Consider the following 15,312-nt stretch of genomic DNA (forward strand, 5'->3'; position numbering starts at 1 on the left):
CAGGGCAATCAAACCCTTCCAGGGTACGACCCGATCCATCTCGATCAGGAACAGTTCCTTCCGGGTTTGCTTGCGCTTACCGGCGTACTCGACGTCGGCGAAGGTCATTTGCTTCATCGGGAAACTCGGGCAACGGGATCGGCGTATTTCACCAGATTCGAGAAGTCTTTTTCAGACCATCCCTAGGGTACCTAGAAACAACATCAAAGGAATGCTGGGCCATGACGAAAACTATCGTAGCCGCTGTACTGTCAGCCGTTGCACTGTCTACTTCAGCAGCAGAAATCTCCGGCTCGATTGGCGCTACGAATCAAGGCGGCTTAACGGCACGTGCCGGCATTGGTGTCGAATGGGAAAAGAGTTGGTTCCAGTCTGACACTGGACACCTGACAGGCTACTGGGATGCCGGATACACCTATTGGGAAGCAGGCGATGAGGCAGGCGGAGCCCACTCCCTCTCCTTCGCCCCAGTGTTCATCTACGAGTTCGCCGGGAGCGACATAAAGCCCTTCATCGAAGTCGGCATTGGTGTCGCGCTTTTCTCCGGCACCACCGCAGGTGATAGAGAGCTTGGCTCCGCCTTCAACTTCGAAGATCGAATTGGTGCAGGCTTGAAATTCAGCGGTGGGCAACGTATCGGCGTCCGAGCACTGCATTACTCCAACGCCGGCATCAAACAACCCAATGACGGTATCGAATCGTTCGCGCTTTTCTACAGTCAGCAAATCTGAAAGCATCCAGTACGCATTCACTGGCGCAGGGGAAATGCTATCTGGCCAGGGCCAATAATATGTAAGCCTGAATAGCCGCAATTATCGACGCTGGCGATGGCGATAAGCGAAAGGTTTTAGCCACCCCGCCAGAATCCCCCTATTTCTCTGCTAGGAGCTTGCAAAAAAACGCTTACGCAGACTCACTTTCGCGCAAGTGCTCCAAGAATAACCTCGCTGCAACCGTTAATGCCAATTGTGATCTGACGCACACGCTGAGTTCGCGAGAAGCCCACGCTTCCTCTAGGTTGACTACCTTCGCTCCGTCCATCCTGTAAATCGCCGCACTCCCCTCTGGCATGATGCCAATGCCCAGACCCGCCTGAATCATTAGGCACAAGGCGTCATAGCTGGACACCTCCATGCGGATTTTAAGCGAGCGCCCCAGGTCATTGGCTGCTTTGATCAACTGAAAATTAAGATGAGTACCGCTGCGCAAGGCGATGTATTCGTGATCCAGGGTTTCGCTGAACCTGACGGATTGTCTTGCTGCGAGTGGATGTCCGAGGGGGATTAGTAACACCAGGCGATCATTACGAAACGGGAAAACTTCGATGTCAGCGCCGTGGGGCAGGCGGGTGAAGATACCGATGTCGGCGCGGTTTTCGGCAACGGCTTTGGTGATAGCCAGGCTTTGTTTTTCTTCGAACCTGACGTTGATCAGTGGGTACTGCTCCATGAATGACTTGATGAGGTCAGGCAGGAATTGCGTGATGGCGGAAATGTTGGCCAGAACGTGCACCGAGCCACGGCGGCCATGTGAGAACTCGCGCATCTGCACGATAATTTCATTGAGGTTATTCAGTGCACTGCGGGCCATGAACAGTAGCGATAGGCCGGCGTCAGTCGGGGTAATGCCCTTGTTGGTGCGGTTGAGTAATTTCGAGTCGAGGAGTTCTTCAAGTTCGCTGAGTCGCTTGCTGACTGCCGCCGCCGCGAAGTGTTCGCGTTTGGCGGCAGCCGCGATGGTGCCTTCTTCAACGACGCTGACGAAGAGTCGCAACGAGACCGGATCGAGCTTCATGGATGGTACCGGTTTGGCCTGACAGGCCAGCATAGTACCTTCTCAGGCATCGACTCAGAATGCCCCGGACAATAGATGGCCGGCGTTGGGTACCTGGGCCTTGAGCCCGAGGGTTTTCAGCATCTGATAAACAGTGGCGATTGATGCGGACAACACCGGTTTGTCGAGGCGATCCTGAACCTTCTGGATCGCTGGCAGCGACGGCATTTGCACACAGCAAGACAACACCACCCCATCGGCCTGACCGATGTTCAGCTTGTCGGCATGCGCTACCAGATTCATCGGATCCAGACGACCGACTTCGAGGTTGTCGGACACTTCAAGGCTGATGGAGTCGACCACTTCGATTCCGGCCGCTTCGATATAGTCGATGACTTGTTGGGTCAGTGGTTTCATGTACGGCGTGATGATCGATATTTTTTTGTAGTCGAGCATGTGCAAGCTATCGATCAGTGCACCGGCCGAACTCAGGACTGGGGCGTTCGACTGGTTGGAAGCAACGGTTTTACCCAGTCGATCCTGCGAGACTTTGTGATAGTTGGCCCCCTGGCACATGATCGCCACCAGGCAGGCATAGGCCATGACATCGACTCGCGCATCGCTGAGTTCCAATGCACAACGGTCACTGTCGATGTCCATCTTCTTCAGCTCTTCCGGGCTGACGTGCATCATGCGCATACGCGAAGAGTGGAAGGTAAAGCGCTCTTCTGGAAACAACTCGTAGCGCGAGGTCAGCATGGCCGGGATTTCGGTTTCCATCGTGGTGTTGGAGCTTGGGACGATTTGCCCGATGCGGAAGTTCTTCATGGTCTTGTCCTTTGAAAGGTACGGATCAGTTGCCGCTGGTGAGTTGAACGCCTTTGGTTTCCTGCAACGTGAACACCATGACGGCTGCGATGAGATAGGAAACTGAAGCAAGGGAAATGGTGGCGGTGAAGCCGATAAGGGGGATCAGTACCGGTACCAGCTTGATGCCGGCGATGGCGCCGACCCGCCCGAAGTTGAAGCAGAAACCTGACGCGGTTGATCGGATGCTGGTAGGGAACAATTCCGAGTACCAAGCACCGAAGCCGCTGAAGTAGCCCGTGAAGAAACCGAGCAGGGCGGCCAATGAACCGAGGGTGATGATGTTCTGGGTGGTGAACAGTAACTTGCCTTCGGTCAACGGCATCAGGGTCGCCGAATAGGCGAACACCGGCACCATGATCGCCATGCCACCGAAAAACACTGCGAACGACAGTCGACGACCGATGCTTTCGGCGAGGTAGCCGTAAGCCAGGTAACCGAGCGTGGCACCAATACCGATCCAGATGACGAACACCGGGGCTTGATCGATGCGCACGTTGAGAATGTTCTGCAGGTAAGCCGGCATGAAGGTGGTAATGATCCAATAGCCATACATGCCCAGGATTGAAATGCTCAGGCCCAGCAGCGTCATTTTCAGGTACTGCGGATGAAAGATCTCCATCAGCCGGCCCTTGTTGCTGTTACGACGCATGAACTCGCGGTTGGCCAGCCAGACCGGTGACTCCTTGACGAATAACCCAATGAACAACAGGGTAAAAAAGGACGGAATAGAGGCGTAGATGAACAGATTGCGCCAGGACTCGGGGTTGGCGTCGTCCAGGAAGCTCCAGGCAAAAATCGCTGCCAGAAGGCCGCCGCCCGACCAACCTGTCTGCATCACGGCAAAGGCTTTGGCACGCCCAGCGGACGGCCAGATCTCCGATACCAGCGCGGCAGCAGCAGACCACAATCCACCGACGGCGATGCCAACGCAGAAGCGGAATACGTTGAGCTGCCAAAGGCTATCGGCAAAGCCACAAAGTAAGGTGCCGGTGCCGTAGACAAACACCGAGAGCATCATGGTTTTCTTGCGGCCGATCTTGTCAGAAATATTGCCAAGGAAGAAACCGCCGATACCGGTTGCCAGCAGAAACCAGGCAACGGTAGAAACGACATCGCTCATACCAATGGAGAAAGTCTTCGCGACCGACAGCAGAACAAAACCGAAGACTGTTGCGTCCAGGGCATCAAATAACCAAGCAGCCCAGGAACCACCCAAGGTGGTGTATCGTTGACTGGCAGTCAGCTGGCTGGCGCCATCCACTTCGGAGGTACCGATCGCAGAACCGGCGGTTAGGGTTTTCATGGTTAAACCTCGCGGGACTCTCGTTGTTATTTTTTGAAACTCGCACACCGACGAAGTCGACCGGCAAACGAAGCTCATGTGTGGTCGATGTTAGGAGGGGAAGAAAGCGTCGTATATCAGGCATTCACGATCTTGCCATCGCGGACGGCGATGGCAAATGTAGATCCTTGAAATAGAAGCAAAAAAAGGGATTAGAGGCTTCTGGTGTATATACCCCGCCTCAGCTAGCGCCATCGTCCATGCACCTAGCTCGACCAAGATCCAGAAAGGCAAGCGTGATCCGCAGATGCACCAACCCAAGATGGGCAACCAGTACTACTTCGGCATGAAGGCATATATCAGTGCCGGTGTCGAATCTGGCCTGTGCACAGTGTCCTGGGGACGGCAGCCAACGCGGCGATCAGCCCTCTTCGCCTATAGGAATGCGGCCTCAAGTTTTACGGCAGTAGCTCCTGCATCAGTATGTACAGCGTCTGCTTTATCGGTGTATCGAGCTCCGTCCATGCGAGGCCCAGCGCTGTCTGATGCTCGCCCAGAGCAAGAGGTCTGATAGTGATATTCGGGGGCAAGGCCATGGCCGCTCCCTCGGGTGCCGCGTAGTCTCGCCGCAGCCATTGCCCCCACCATTGCTAGCAGATTGATCGGCTTGGGTTGGCTCGCCGCACCGCTACTCGCCTGCGGCGTGCTAAAAATCATCTACGATCTGACGCTCCTGACCGCGTGTGCCATGTCAGGTTTGAGGGGGATCCCTCATGAATTCACTTTGATATAACAGCGCATCGTCTTGTTTGGCGTCGCACTGATGCTGGCGGTTTCGCTCACCGAAAGCCTGGTTCTGAGGAGTCAGTCAAACCATGGGCTTCTGATTACCCAAAGCGGTAATCACTAGACGCCTGGACAAGAATTCTCTGACCCTTTTCGGAAGCTAATCGCGGCGGGGCAATCGATTGCTCGATACACCGCAGGTTACCCAGGTGAGAGATGCACCCGTTCTAACTATCCCAATCGATTTTCATAAAGAGGTCTCGCATACGTGACGTCCAAATAGGCTCGATTGCTTGAGCATAGGCAAGCTTGCCAAAAATAAAGTTTTTCAGACCCCACGAGTTATCGAACTTACGAGCCTTTCGATGGTTAGACACGCCAACATCCGGCCTTAGCATAAAATGGATATGAGTGCGTACCTCAGCCTTGAACTCTTTTGAAAGCTTAGGCACATGCCCATCCACCAATAGGCCTAAGACAACCTTTCTCGCGCCAGGCGGGATAATTTTAGTTTTACTCTTATTTGGCCACAGCCCATGTGCTCGCATGATTTCATAAATTTCGCGAACAATATTTTCAGCCCCATCTCGGTTAAACGTACCGAAGGAGGAAAACGTAAGATCATCCGCATATCGCGTATAGGCGAGATCTTTGCTATTTGCAAACTCAGCAAGCGAATGATCAAGCGTGCGGGCTACAAGATTTGACAGCAAGGGACTGGTTGCTGCTCCTTGCGGAAGGTGACCAATCGCAACATTCTTGCACGGTAAGTTGCCCATCCCGTCCTTGAAACGATCAGTTTTAACCGGATTGCCCGAAGGACGCACTCGTGTACAAATGCGAGCCAGTTCAAAGGCTACAAGCGCTTGATAGCCCATTTCTCGGAATACGCGATAAACGTCAGGCTCCAAGATCGACTCAAAGAAATTCGTAGCACCCAGCTTGATCATCCACTTGCATCCAGCGTGCATGGCTGCAGCATCGCGCGGGGATGTTTTTTCCTTGTAGGCGTAACTGGCCGGATGCGAGTGAACGTGCATCAGAATATTTTTATGAATCCACCGCTGCATTTTCAGCAACGAAGGATGAGGAGCACAAATATACCTGAATCGGTTTGCGCCGAAGCTAACAACATTTTTTTCAGTTTGAAAACCTTGTAACTCTCAACTCGCTCGCTCCTGGCGGCCACGCCTCTCAGAAATCCGTAGGACACGCCTGCTTCATGGGCCAAGTGCCTCAATGTCAAGATAGGAGACAGTAATGGAAAGTTTGCATGTAGCAGTTGCGCAGTACGCAGCGCATTGTTCAAAACGCCCTTATCGACGTTTTGGTTTAATCCGGCGCTTTTATAGCGCTGAGGGCTCCAGCGATTCATCTACCTTAGATTCCGCCCAGGCGGATGAGCGCCTCGAGACCGCAAGACATACACCAGCGTAAGAGCGAGGCGCTCAACCTCCTGTTCAGCGGGGGTTCTTCCTGTGGATAGCATAACCTGCTTCCTACAGCCTCTAGAGTCTAGAGGATTCTAGATTTCGCTAAGTTGGAGCCCTCAGCTGGGACGGATAGTACTCGACCAGCGGAGCTGCTGTCACCACCTTTGAAGCTGGCGCTGCGCAGAGGCTTGAAACCAGCTTGCGCCCACTATCCGTCATGCGATTTTTTGATGTAATCCAGTCGAAGTCCCCGGTCACGGAGATATGTCACTTACGCGTACCCATCAAGCCTTTGAGATTTGCCGCGACCGGCTAGACAAGGATTGGGAACTGACTTTTTGTCGGGTGCTTATTCATCAACGGTCACTTCACCATTGATGAAGGCAGCCTGATCGGGCACCCCATGCATCGGAGCGATGGGTATGCCCGGGGCAGGCATTTCGACTGACCACTAGGAACACCGGCAATGCAGCGCCCGTGCCTCAGGCTCAGGAGACCGGTGACCCCGGCTCTGAGACCTCCTCACGGCGGACAAGGTATTCCAGCAATTGCCGGGCGATAACCGACAGACCTTCGACATCGCGCACACCGATTTTCAGCTCCCGCCGCGCCCAGACATCGGTCAGCGGGATCACCGCGATATCGAGTGCCGACAGGTAGGTACGCGCGACCTTCTCCGGCAGCATGCCGACGCCCATTCCGGTGTGGATCATCCGGCAGATCCCTTCGAAGCTGCGTACCTGGATGCGCATGCGCAGGGACAGGCCCTGCTGCAATGCCGCCTGTTGCAACAGGGTATGCAGGGAAGCGTCCTGCTGTAGGCCGATGAAGTCATAGGCAACGGCATCCCTTAAGGCAAGGCGTTCACACCCGGCCAGCGGATGCTCGCTGGGAGTGACCAGCACCAGTTGGTCATGCCGGTAGCTGTAGACATGAAGATCGCCGGCGGGCACGTGCCCGGCGAAAATGCCGATATCGGTCAGCCCCTCGCTGACGGCGCGCACCGTCTCGCTGCTGATGCGCTCCTCGAGGTCGATCTTGACGTCCGGATGGGCCCGGCAGAAAACACTCAAATCCCCCGGCAGGAATTCAATCACCGCCGAGGTGTTCGCATAGATGCGCACATGCCCCTTGACCCCTTCGCTGAACTCGCTCATATCGGCACTCAACTGGCGAAGGTTGTCCAGCATGTTGCGCGCATGGTGCAGTAAAGCATGCCCGGCTGGCGTCAGCGCGACGCCCTTGTGCTGACGATAGAGCAAGGTGATACCGAGCTGGCTTTCCAAGTCACTGATGCGCTTGCTCACCGCCGCCAAGGCCAGGTGCTCGCGCTCAGCAGCCCGGGTCAGGCTGCGCTCGGCGGCGATGGAGACGAACAGCTTGAGCGTGACGAAATCAATACGGCGCATATAAGGGGCCTCTCTGTTCGGCGAAGCAGGACAGTTCCTTGCCCCAGTTCCAGAGCTTGGTATCGTTCTCCCTTCGCAAAACACGAAGACTGGCTTAGTAATTGATCAATTGTCCACTGCCATTAGCCTGAACCATCCTTCGACTTAAATAACAAACACGATGGTACAAACATGGCAGAACAAATCCAGGGCAGCAGCATGGCGCTGCAAGACCTCAAGGTGGTGGAGATGGGGCAGCTGATCGCTGGCCCCTTCGCCAGTAAGATGCTCGGCGAATTCGGCGCCGAGGTGATCAAGATCGAACCGCCCAAGGTGGGCGACCCGCTGCGCAAGTGGCGCAAGATCAAGGACGGCACCTCGCTCTGGTGGCATGTCCAATCGCGCAACAAGCAATCGATCACCCTCGACCTCCGGGAAGCCGAAGGGCAGGACCTCGCCCGCCGGCTGATCACCGAGGCCGACGTGCTGGTGGAGAACTTCCGCCCCGGCACACTCGAAGCCTGGGGCATGAGCTGGGAGACGCTGTCCGAGCTTAACCCGCGGCTAATCATGCTGCGCATTTCCGGTTATGGCCAGACCGGTCCCTACCGGGATCGCCCGGGATTCGGCGTGATTGGCGAGGCCATGGGCGGCCTGCGGCACCTGTCCGGCTATCCCGGCCAGGCGCCGGTGCGCGTCGGGGTCAGCATCGGCGACTCGCTGTCCTCACTCTATGGCGTGATCGGCGTATTGCTCGCTCTGCAGGAGCGCCAGCGCAGCGGTCTGGGGCAGTGCATCGACGTCGCGCTCTACGAGTCAGTATTCGCCATGATGGAAAGCCTAGTGCCCGAGTACGATGCCTTCGGCTATGTACGCGAGCCGGCCGGTAGTGCTCTGCCCGGCATCACCCCATCCAACTCCTATCCCTGCAATGACGGTACCTATGTGCTGATCGCCGGTAACGGCGACAGCATCTACAAGCGCCTGATGGGCCTGATCCACCGTCAGGACCTGGCCGACGACCCCAGTCTGGCGCACAACGATGGCCGCAGCAAGAAGGCCGACGTAATCGACGCGGCGATTGCTGAGTGGACTCGGCGGCGCTCACGCGATGAAGTGCTGCATGCGCTGAACGCGGCGCGAGTGCCGGTTGGCTACCCCTACACCGCCGCCGACATCGCAACGGATCCTCATTACCTGGCACGCCAGATGATCAAGACCGTGCAGACGACTGCCGGCCCTCTCAAGGTGCCTGGGGTACTGCCCAAGCTCAGCCGGACGCCTGGCCGGCTCGGCAGTGGCGGCCCGGAGCTGGGCGAGCACACCGACGACGTGCTGGCCGGACTCGGCCTGAGCCAGTCGCAACGCCAGGCGCTGCGCGAACGCGGCGTCATCTAATCGACAGGCCGCAGCGCCCCATCACCATCAGCAACAGCATCAATCAAAGAGGCCCAGCCATGCCGGCTGGGCTCGACACCCGCCAAAAATAATTACAAGGAATACCGTGTTAACCATGACCATCATTCTGGCAATACTGCTCTGTATTGGTGTCGGCTATTGGCTGAACATCAACATCGGCCTGTTGGCCATTAGTGCCGCCTATCTTATCGCCACCACCATGATGGGAATCAGCGTCAAAGAGCTAGTGACCTACTGGCCGCTGAACCTATTTTTCATCATCTTCGCAGTGACCTTCTTCTTCGGCTTCGTCATCGCCAACGGAACCATGGAGAAGATCGCCAGAAATGCCGTGTTCATGGCTCGCGGCATGCCCAGCATGATTCCCTTTGCGCTGTACGGGCTGGTCCTGTTGGTCGCGGGAATCGGTCCTGGGCATTATGCGGTGTTCGTGTTCCTCTCCCCCTTGGTGATGTCGGTCGCCAGTCGTACCGGCATGAGCCGGCTGCTAGGTGCGATCATCGTCGTCTCAGGCGGCATGGCAACCACCTTCACCAGCATCAGCCTGGGCGGGCGCGTTACCCAGGGCATCCTCGAAAACGCCGGTTATGACGCAGTGACCGCCGCGGACTACACCCACACGCTGCTGGTGGACTCCTTCATCTTCCAGACGCTGGTGTTCCTCGTAGCGTACGTCGTGCTCAAGGGTTATCAGACCGAGAGCCTGGATACCGAGCGCCCGGCTCCTTTCGATGCCCAGCAGCGGCGCACCCTCTGGCTGGTGGCCTTCATCATCGCGCTGATCATCGTGCCCTCGACCATCGCCGCGTTCCTGCCGACTGGCTCGGTATTCGCCACCATCGCCTCGCACATCGATCCGACATTCATCTCGATCATCGGCGTAGTGCTGGCGCTGATTCTGCGAGTGGGTGACGAGAAGGCCGCATTGGCCAAGGTCCCAATGGCAATCATCATCCTGCTGTGCGGCATGGGCATGCTCATCAGCGTGGCTGTCAAGGCCGGCACCATCGCGGCCCTGTCGCAGTGGCTGGCGGCAAACGTCAGCGTGGCGATGGTGCCCTATGCTACCGGCGTATCCGCGAGCGTGATGAGCTTCTTCTCCAGCACACTGGGCGTGGTGATGCCGACGCTGTTCCCCATCGTTCCGAACCTCGCCACCAATGCAGGCCTTAGTCACACCGTGCTGCTGTCGGCCATCGTGCTGTGCTCGTCGCTGACCGGCTTTTCGCCCTTCTCCTCGGGCGGTGCGCTGGCGCTGGCCGGCGTTCAGGAGGAAGCCGAGCGCGGCAAGCTGTTCTACCGCTTATTGCTGGTACCGCTGTTCGGCGTTGCTGGGGTTCTGGTTCTCGTTTTCTTTGGCCTGCTTGGCTGACACCTGGCCGGCAGACCGGACTCGAGACGGCGCCGTCCCAAACGGAAGGGATAGAAGATGACTGCACAAACGCTTTTCGAAAAACTCTGGGCACGCCATGCCGTGCTCGATACCGACGACGGCCAGACGCTGCTGTACGTCGACCTTCACCTCATCAACGAGGTGACCAGCCCTCAAGCTTTCGACGGCCTGCGCCTGAATGAGTTGCAGCCCTGGCGCCCCGGCTCGGTGCTCGCCACCTCCGACCACAACGTGCCGACCAAGGCGCGTGAAGCAGGCATCACAGATGCGGTGGCGCGCCGGCAGGTCGAGGCGCTGGAACGCAACTGCGCCGAGTTCGCCCTGCAATTCTTCGACATGAAGGATGAGCGCCAGGGCATTCTGCACGTGATCGGCCCGGAGCAGGGCATCACCCTGCCGGGCATGACCATCGCTTGTGGCGATTCGCACACCACCACCCACGGCGCCTTCGCGGCCTTGGCATTCGGCATCGGCACGTCGGAGATCGAACACATCCTGGCCACGCAGTGCCTGCTGCTGAAAAAGCTCAAGACACTGCGTATCACCATCGACGGTGTGCTTGCACCCCACGTATCATCCAAAGACTTGGCGCTGGCACTCATTGGCATGATCGGCACCGCCGGCGCGACCGGCTACGCCATCGAGTTCACCGGTGAAACGGTTTCGGCGATGAGCATGGAAGCGCGCATGACCCTCTGCAATCTCGCCATCGAAGCGGGTGCCCGGTGCGCCATGGTCGCCTTCGATGACACCACCTCCAGCTACCTCAAAGGTCGCCCGCTGGCTCCCGCTGGCGAGCAGTGGAATGCCGCCGAGGCGTACTGGCGAACGCTGCACAGTGACCCTGACGCGCGCTTCGATCGCGAACTGCAACTGGATGCGGCCAGCATTCGCCCCCATGTCACCTGGGGAACCTCGCCGGAGATGGCTACCGATGTCGACGGCCAGGTGCCGAATCCCGAGACCGAAACCGATCCGGTCAAACGCCGCGGCATGCAGCAGGCGCTGGAATACATGGGCCTGCAAGCCGGAACGCCGATCCGTGAAATCAGGCTGGACAAGATCTTCATTGGGTCCTGCACCAACTCGCGCCTCGAAGACCTGCGCCTGGCCGCCGGTGTGGTCAACGGTCGGCGGGTCGCTGACAACATCGTTCAAGCGCTGGTCGTACCGGGCTCGGGCCTGGTGAAGCGGCAAGCAGAAGCCGAAGGTCTGGATCGGATCTTCACCGACGCCGGCTTCGAATGGCGCGACGCGGGATGCTCGATGTGCCTGGGCATGAACGAGGACCGCCTCGGCAAAGGCGAGCGCTGTGCCTCGACCTCCAACCGCAACTTCGAAGGACGGCAGGGCCCCGGCGGGCGCTCTCATCTGGTCAGCCCGGCAATGGCGGCGGCAGCGGCCATCGCCGGCCATTTCACCGATATCAGCGATCTCTGAGGGACGAACATGCAAGCCTTCACCCAACTCGAAAGCACCGTGGTTCCACTGGATCGCTCCAACATCGACACCGACGCGATCCTACCCAAGCAGTTCTTGATGATCATCGAGCGCACCGGCTTCGGCCCGCACCTGTTCGACGAGTGGCGCTACCTCGACCGCGGCGAACCCTACAAGGACTGTTCACAGCGCCCGCTGAACCTGGAGTTTCCACTCAACCAGCCGCGCTACGCCGAGGCCAACATTCTGCTCACCCGGGCCAACTTCGGCTGCGGCTCGAGCCGCGAGCACGCGCCCTGGGCGCTAGCCGACTGGGGTATCCGCGCGATCATCGCGCCGAGCTTCGCTGAGATCTTCTACGGCAACTGCTTCAAGAACGGCCTGCTGCCCATCGTCCTTGACGAGCCGACCATCGACCGTCTGTTCGGCGCTGTGGACGGCACCCCCGGCTACAGCCTGAGTATCGACCTCGAGCAGCAGGAAGTGGTGGAGCCTAATGGCCATGTCAACCGCTTCGAGATCGACGGCTTCCACAAGGAGTGCCTGCTCAAGGGCCTGGACGAGATCGGCCTGACTCTGTTGAAGCGAGAGAACATCCGTCGCTTCGAACAGGCTCGCCGGCATCAGGAGCCCTGGATCTTCACAGGCGCCTGATTGGGCCGCCGAGCAAAAATCATTCCTCCCGGCGCGGGCGAGCCGCAGCAGCCCGCGCGAACCTGATAGGACACGAGATGAACAAACACCTGTATATCCAAGAAGTCGCCACCCGCGACGGATTCCAGATCGAACCCGGCTTCGTCCAAACCGAGGACAAGATTGCCCTCATTGATCGCCTGTCGCAGACCGGCCTGGCGAAGATCGAAGTGACCTCCTTCACTTCGCCCAAGGCTATTCCCAACCTACGCGACGCGGAAGAGGTAATGCTCGGCATCCGCCGCGTGCCGGGTGTCGACTACACCGTGCTGGTGCCCAACGTGAAGGGTTGTGAGCGTGCCCTTTCCTGCGAGGTGGATGAGCTCAATCTGGTGATGTCGGCCAGCAACACCCATGGTCTGGCCAACCTGCGCATGACAGCAGAACAGTCGCTGGCGCAGTTCAGAGAGATCATCGAGGTCACCCGCGGCAGTCGCGTGTTCGTCAACGCCTCGCTGTCCACCACCTTCGGTTGCCCCTTCGAGGGCAAGGTGCCGGAGACGCATGTCCATGAATTGGTCGGCAAGCTGTTCGACATCGGCGTGCACGGTGTGACCCTCTGCGACACCACCGGCATGGCCGATCCGGCACAGGTCGAACGCATCTGCCGGACCGCCCTGGCTCGCTGGCCGGAGGCGTTATTCACCCTGCATTTCCACAATACCCGCGGCATGGGCCTGGCCAACGCCTTGGCGGCGCTGAACGCCGGTATAGATCGCTTCGACGCCTCGCTCGGAGGCCTGGGCGGCTGTCCCTATGCGCCGGGCGCCAGCGGCAATATCTGCACAGAAGACCTGGTGCACATGTTCCAGCGCATGGGCCTCGACACCGGCGTTGATCTCGACCGGCTGCTGCAGGCTGCCCAGACCCTACCTGGCCTAGTGCAGCACGAGGTGCCCGGCCAAGTGCTCAAGGCTGGCAAGGCGGACCGCCGCTATCCGAAGCCGAAGTGGTTGGAGCCCCAGGCCTGAGCGTCTGCTCTCTCCCCCTTCGAAGAGGATGTATCAGCTGGCGTGTAGTCGATTAACGCAGAGAGGGTATCGACATCGGAATGAAGTCACGCTTGGCCCTGAGCCTCAGAGCAGCGTTGCGCCCTTCGCGCGCCCGATCACGTTCCTCCGAAGGGATTCATCGATGCGGGCTGCAACAGCGGTCTTGGGCGCGGTTAGCCGCTCGTTCCGGCAACGGCGTGCTATTTCCGCGCGAACAGTACGGCACTGAGGTGTCCCGCAATTTCATCAGCTCAGTCATCGATGCTGTGATGGAAGAAGTCGGTGCCTGGCAAGCGACGGCCGCTGGAGCCCATGTATCATGGTGATTCCCTTTGGTGCACTACGGCTGAAAAATCCGTGACGAAGGCATGGGCAACCGCCGTGAGGTTTATCGGTAACTGAAAGGACCCATGACATGACCCAGACCGAGAAACACCTTGAGCAACTTCAAGCGCGCATTGCCGAGTTGAAAGCGCAGTATCAGCAGCTGCAAGACAATTACGACGATGCAGTTCTCTTGTGCTCAAGCCTGCTGCGCGCCCTGGTCAACGCTGACTATGGCGACTGTGAGACGCTGGTGAAGCACACCGGCTGCTCGGCTGAGCGCAAGGCCGACGCGCTGCAATACATCATTGAGGTGCGCGCTGGGTATGGCTGAGCGCACTGCGAATAACGCGGGCTATGTTAATTAGCCCCACACCTTGCCCGGGTGTGGGGGCTTTTTGCGCCGGCTGGACGGACTTCAGACTAAATGAGAATTCCTCAAATCGGCATGTCAAGCGATGACCTATTGGCAGGACGGGCAGGTACGGCACACGTTGCTGGATGGTGCGCCAACGACTTGAAGTGCCTGTTATCGGCATCCAGCGCATCGATGGAACCGGTTTCAATGTCGTACACCCAGCCGTGCAAATTCAGCAGGCCTTTTACTTGGGCCAGGCGCACGTTGGCACACGACACAGTTGATCAAAGGAAATTCTGAAAAAGACTTCCTGATTTGGCAAAATCCCAGGACACCAATCGCCGAGCTTTTCGATGATGAAGCAAATGACCTTCGCCGATGCCGAGTACGCCGGTAAGCGCAAGCAAACCCGGAAGGAACTGTTCCTGATCGAGATGGATCGGGTCGTACCCTGGAAGGGTTTGATTGCCCTGATCGAACCTCATTACCCGAAGGGCGAAGGTGGTCGTCCGGCCTATCCGTTGATGGCGATGCTGCGGGTTCATCTAATGCAGAACTGGTTCGGTTACAGCGATCCGGCGATGGAAGAGGCGCTGTACGAGACGACGATCTTGCGCCAGTTTTCCGGTCTGAGCCTGGAGCGAATCCCGGACGAAACCACCATCCTCAACTTCCGTCGTCTGCTGGAAAAACACGCTTGATCAAGGACGCGGGGCATGCCGAACATAAAACCATTTGACATGAAGCTTCTAGATCTCCTCTTCGAAATGGAAGGGGGATACGTTTTGAATTTTTCGAACGCCACCTTCAGCCGGTTCTTTCTCGGGGAGTTAGGGATGGTCTGAAAAAGACTTCCCGAATCTGGTGAAATACGCCGATCCCGTTGCCCGAGTTTCCCGATGAAGCAAATGACTTTCGCCGACGCCGAGTACGCCGGCAAGCGCAAGCAGACCCGCAAAGAGTTGTTCATGATCGAGATGGATCAGGTGGTGCCGTGGAAGGGTTTGATTGCCCTGATCGAGCCGCACTACCCCAAGGGTGAAGGTGGTCGTCCGGCGTATCAGCTGAGGGCGATGCTGCGCGTACATTTGATGCAGAACTGGTTCGGCTACAGCGATCCGGCGATGGAGGAGGCGCTGCACGAGACCACAATCTTGCGCC

At 58.0% G+C, this 15,312-nt stretch carries 12 protein-coding genes and 6 pseudogenes; 11 read left to right on the forward strand and 7 right to left on the reverse strand.

The features are described from left to right. Positions 1–117, reverse strand: a pseudogene (locus B2Y33_RS13890) (IS5/IS1182 family transposase); the annotation flags it as partial. A 104-nt stretch (positions 118–221) separates the two neighbouring features. Between B2Y33_RS13890 and B2Y33_RS13895 the strand changes: the two are divergent. Next, complete coding sequence (locus B2Y33_RS13895) at positions 222–731, forward strand: acyloxyacyl hydrolase (protein WP_009681914.1); 510 nt, start codon at positions 222–224, stop codon at positions 729–731. A 172-nt stretch (positions 732–903) separates the two neighbouring features. On the opposite strand, the gene B2Y33_RS13900 is transcribed toward B2Y33_RS13895, so the two are convergent. From B2Y33_RS13900 to B2Y33_RS13910, 3 genes are read right to left on the reverse strand one after another with little or no spacing between them, the layout of a single operon-like run. Beyond that, complete coding sequence (locus B2Y33_RS13900; protein ID WP_033690139.1) at positions 904–1,794, reverse strand: LysR family transcriptional regulator; 891 nt, start codon at positions 1,792–1,794, stop codon at positions 904–906. A gap of 54 nt (positions 1,795–1,848) precedes the next feature. Further along, positions 1,849–2,601 (reverse strand): maleate cis-trans isomerase family protein, encoded by a 753-nt coding sequence (locus tag B2Y33_RS13905; protein ID WP_009681912.1) that lies wholly within the window; start codon positions 2,599–2,601, stop codon positions 1,849–1,851. A gap of 25 nt (positions 2,602–2,626) precedes the next feature. Next, entirely contained in the window at positions 2,627–4,024 is a 1,398-nt protein-coding gene (locus tag B2Y33_RS13910) for an MFS transporter (RefSeq protein ID WP_236183101.1), read from the reverse strand. Positions 4,025–4,172: 148 nt separating this feature from the next. Between B2Y33_RS13910 and B2Y33_RS13915 the strand changes: the two are divergent. After that, positions 4,173–4,345, forward strand: a pseudogene (locus B2Y33_RS13915) (IS5/IS1182 family transposase); the annotation flags it as partial. A gap of 593 nt (positions 4,346–4,938) precedes the next feature. Here B2Y33_RS13915 and B2Y33_RS13920 read toward each other — a convergent pair. Continuing rightward, a pseudogene (locus B2Y33_RS13920) lies at positions 4,939–5,814 on the reverse strand (reverse transcriptase family protein); the annotation flags it as partial. Between the two features lie 818 nt (positions 5,815–6,632). Continuing rightward, positions 6,633–7,553 (reverse strand): LysR family transcriptional regulator, encoded by a 921-nt coding sequence (locus B2Y33_RS13925; protein ID WP_009681908.1) that lies wholly within the window; start codon positions 7,551–7,553, stop codon positions 6,633–6,635. 171 nt (positions 7,554–7,724) lie between these two features. Between B2Y33_RS13925 and B2Y33_RS13930 the strand changes: the two genes are divergently transcribed. The 7 genes and pseudogenes from B2Y33_RS13930 to B2Y33_RS13955 all read left to right on the forward strand — a co-directional run bounded on the left by B2Y33_RS13930 (position 7,725) and on the right by B2Y33_RS13955 (position 14,127). Beyond that, positions 7,725–8,930 (forward strand): CaiB/BaiF CoA transferase family protein, encoded by a 1,206-nt coding sequence (locus B2Y33_RS13930; protein WP_016487073.1) that lies wholly within the window; start codon positions 7,725–7,727, stop codon positions 8,928–8,930. A gap of 115 nt (positions 8,931–9,045) precedes the next feature. Further along, positions 9,046–10,323: an SLC13 family permease gene (locus B2Y33_RS13935; RefSeq protein ID WP_009681906.1), complete on the forward strand. Its 1,278-nt coding sequence runs from the start codon at positions 9,046–9,048 to the stop codon at positions 10,321–10,323. Positions 10,324–10,380: 57 nt separating this feature from the next. Next, positions 10,381–11,784, forward strand: a complete 1,404-nt coding sequence (gene leuC, locus B2Y33_RS13940) for a 3-isopropylmalate dehydratase large subunit (RefSeq protein ID WP_288633036.1) — start codon at positions 10,381–10,383, stop codon at positions 11,782–11,784. Positions 11,785–11,793: 9 nt separating this feature from the next. Then, on the forward strand, positions 11,794–12,438 hold the full coding sequence (leuD, locus tag B2Y33_RS13945) for a 3-isopropylmalate dehydratase small subunit (protein ID WP_016487072.1): 645 nt from the start codon (positions 11,794–11,796) through the stop codon (positions 12,436–12,438). Between the two features lie 77 nt (positions 12,439–12,515). Then, positions 12,516–13,448: a hydroxymethylglutaryl-CoA lyase gene (locus tag B2Y33_RS13950; RefSeq protein ID WP_009681902.1), complete on the forward strand. Its 933-nt coding sequence runs from the start codon at positions 12,516–12,518 to the stop codon at positions 13,446–13,448. Positions 13,449–13,672: 224 nt separating this feature from the next. Further along, positions 13,673–13,861, forward strand: a pseudogene (locus B2Y33_RS23270) (transposase); the annotation flags it as partial. Between the two features lie 23 nt (positions 13,862–13,884). Next, positions 13,885–14,127 (forward strand): hypothetical protein, encoded by a 243-nt coding sequence (locus tag B2Y33_RS13955; protein WP_009681901.1) that lies wholly within the window; start codon positions 13,885–13,887, stop codon positions 14,125–14,127. 104 nt (positions 14,128–14,231) lie between these two features. Here B2Y33_RS13955 and B2Y33_RS13960 read toward each other — a convergent pair. Further along, positions 14,232–14,417, reverse strand: a pseudogene (locus B2Y33_RS13960) (hypothetical protein); the annotation flags it as partial. 90 nt (positions 14,418–14,507) lie between these two features. Here B2Y33_RS13960 and B2Y33_RS13965 point away from each other — a divergent pair. Together B2Y33_RS13965 and B2Y33_RS13970 are read left to right on the forward strand one after the other, a co-directional pair. Continuing rightward, positions 14,508–14,846, forward strand: a pseudogene (locus tag B2Y33_RS13965) (IS5/IS1182 family transposase); the annotation flags it as partial. A gap of 204 nt (positions 14,847–15,050) precedes the next feature. Beyond that, the coding region (locus B2Y33_RS13970; RefSeq protein WP_286903046.1) for a transposase at positions 15,051–15,312 on the forward strand (262 nt) is incomplete at its 3' end.

Origin of the sequence: Pseudomonas sp. UBA5666 (assembly GCF_002420785.1) — a bacterium.
GTDB classification, from domain to species: domain Bacteria; phylum Pseudomonadota; class Gammaproteobacteria; order Pseudomonadales; family Pseudomonadaceae; genus Aquipseudomonas; species Aquipseudomonas fulva.

Coding starts and splice junctions, on each gene's coding strand:
- B2Y33_RS13900 (WP_033690139.1), bottom strand. CDS start 1,794: ATGAAGCTCGATCCGGTCTCGTTGCGACTCTTCGTCAGCGTCGTTGAA.
- B2Y33_RS13930 (WP_016487073.1), top strand. CDS start 7,725: ATGGCAGAACAAATCCAGGGCAGCAGCATGGCGCTGCAAGACCTCAAG.
- B2Y33_RS13895 (WP_009681914.1), top strand. CDS start 222: ATGACGAAAACTATCGTAGCCGCTGTACTGTCAGCCGTTGCACTGTCT.
- B2Y33_RS13935 (WP_009681906.1), top strand. CDS start 9,046: ATGACCATCATTCTGGCAATACTGCTCTGTATTGGTGTCGGCTATTGG.
- B2Y33_RS13955 (WP_009681901.1), top strand. CDS start 13,885: ATGACCCAGACCGAGAAACACCTTGAGCAACTTCAAGCGCGCATTGCC.
- B2Y33_RS13950 (WP_009681902.1), top strand. CDS start 12,516: ATGAACAAACACCTGTATATCCAAGAAGTCGCCACCCGCGACGGATTC.
- leuC (WP_288633036.1), top strand. CDS start 10,381: ATGACTGCACAAACGCTTTTCGAAAAACTCTGGGCACGCCATGCCGTG.
- B2Y33_RS13905 (WP_009681912.1), bottom strand. CDS start 2,601: ATGAAGAACTTCCGCATCGGGCAAATCGTCCCAAGCTCCAACACCACG.
- leuD (WP_016487072.1), top strand. CDS start 11,794: ATGCAAGCCTTCACCCAACTCGAAAGCACCGTGGTTCCACTGGATCGC.
- B2Y33_RS13910 (WP_236183101.1), bottom strand. CDS start 4,024: ATGAGCTTCGTTTGCCGGTCGACTTCGTCGGTGTGCGAGTTTCAAAAA.
- B2Y33_RS13925 (WP_009681908.1), bottom strand. CDS start 7,553: ATGCGCCGTATTGATTTCGTCACGCTCAAGCTGTTCGTCTCCATCGCC.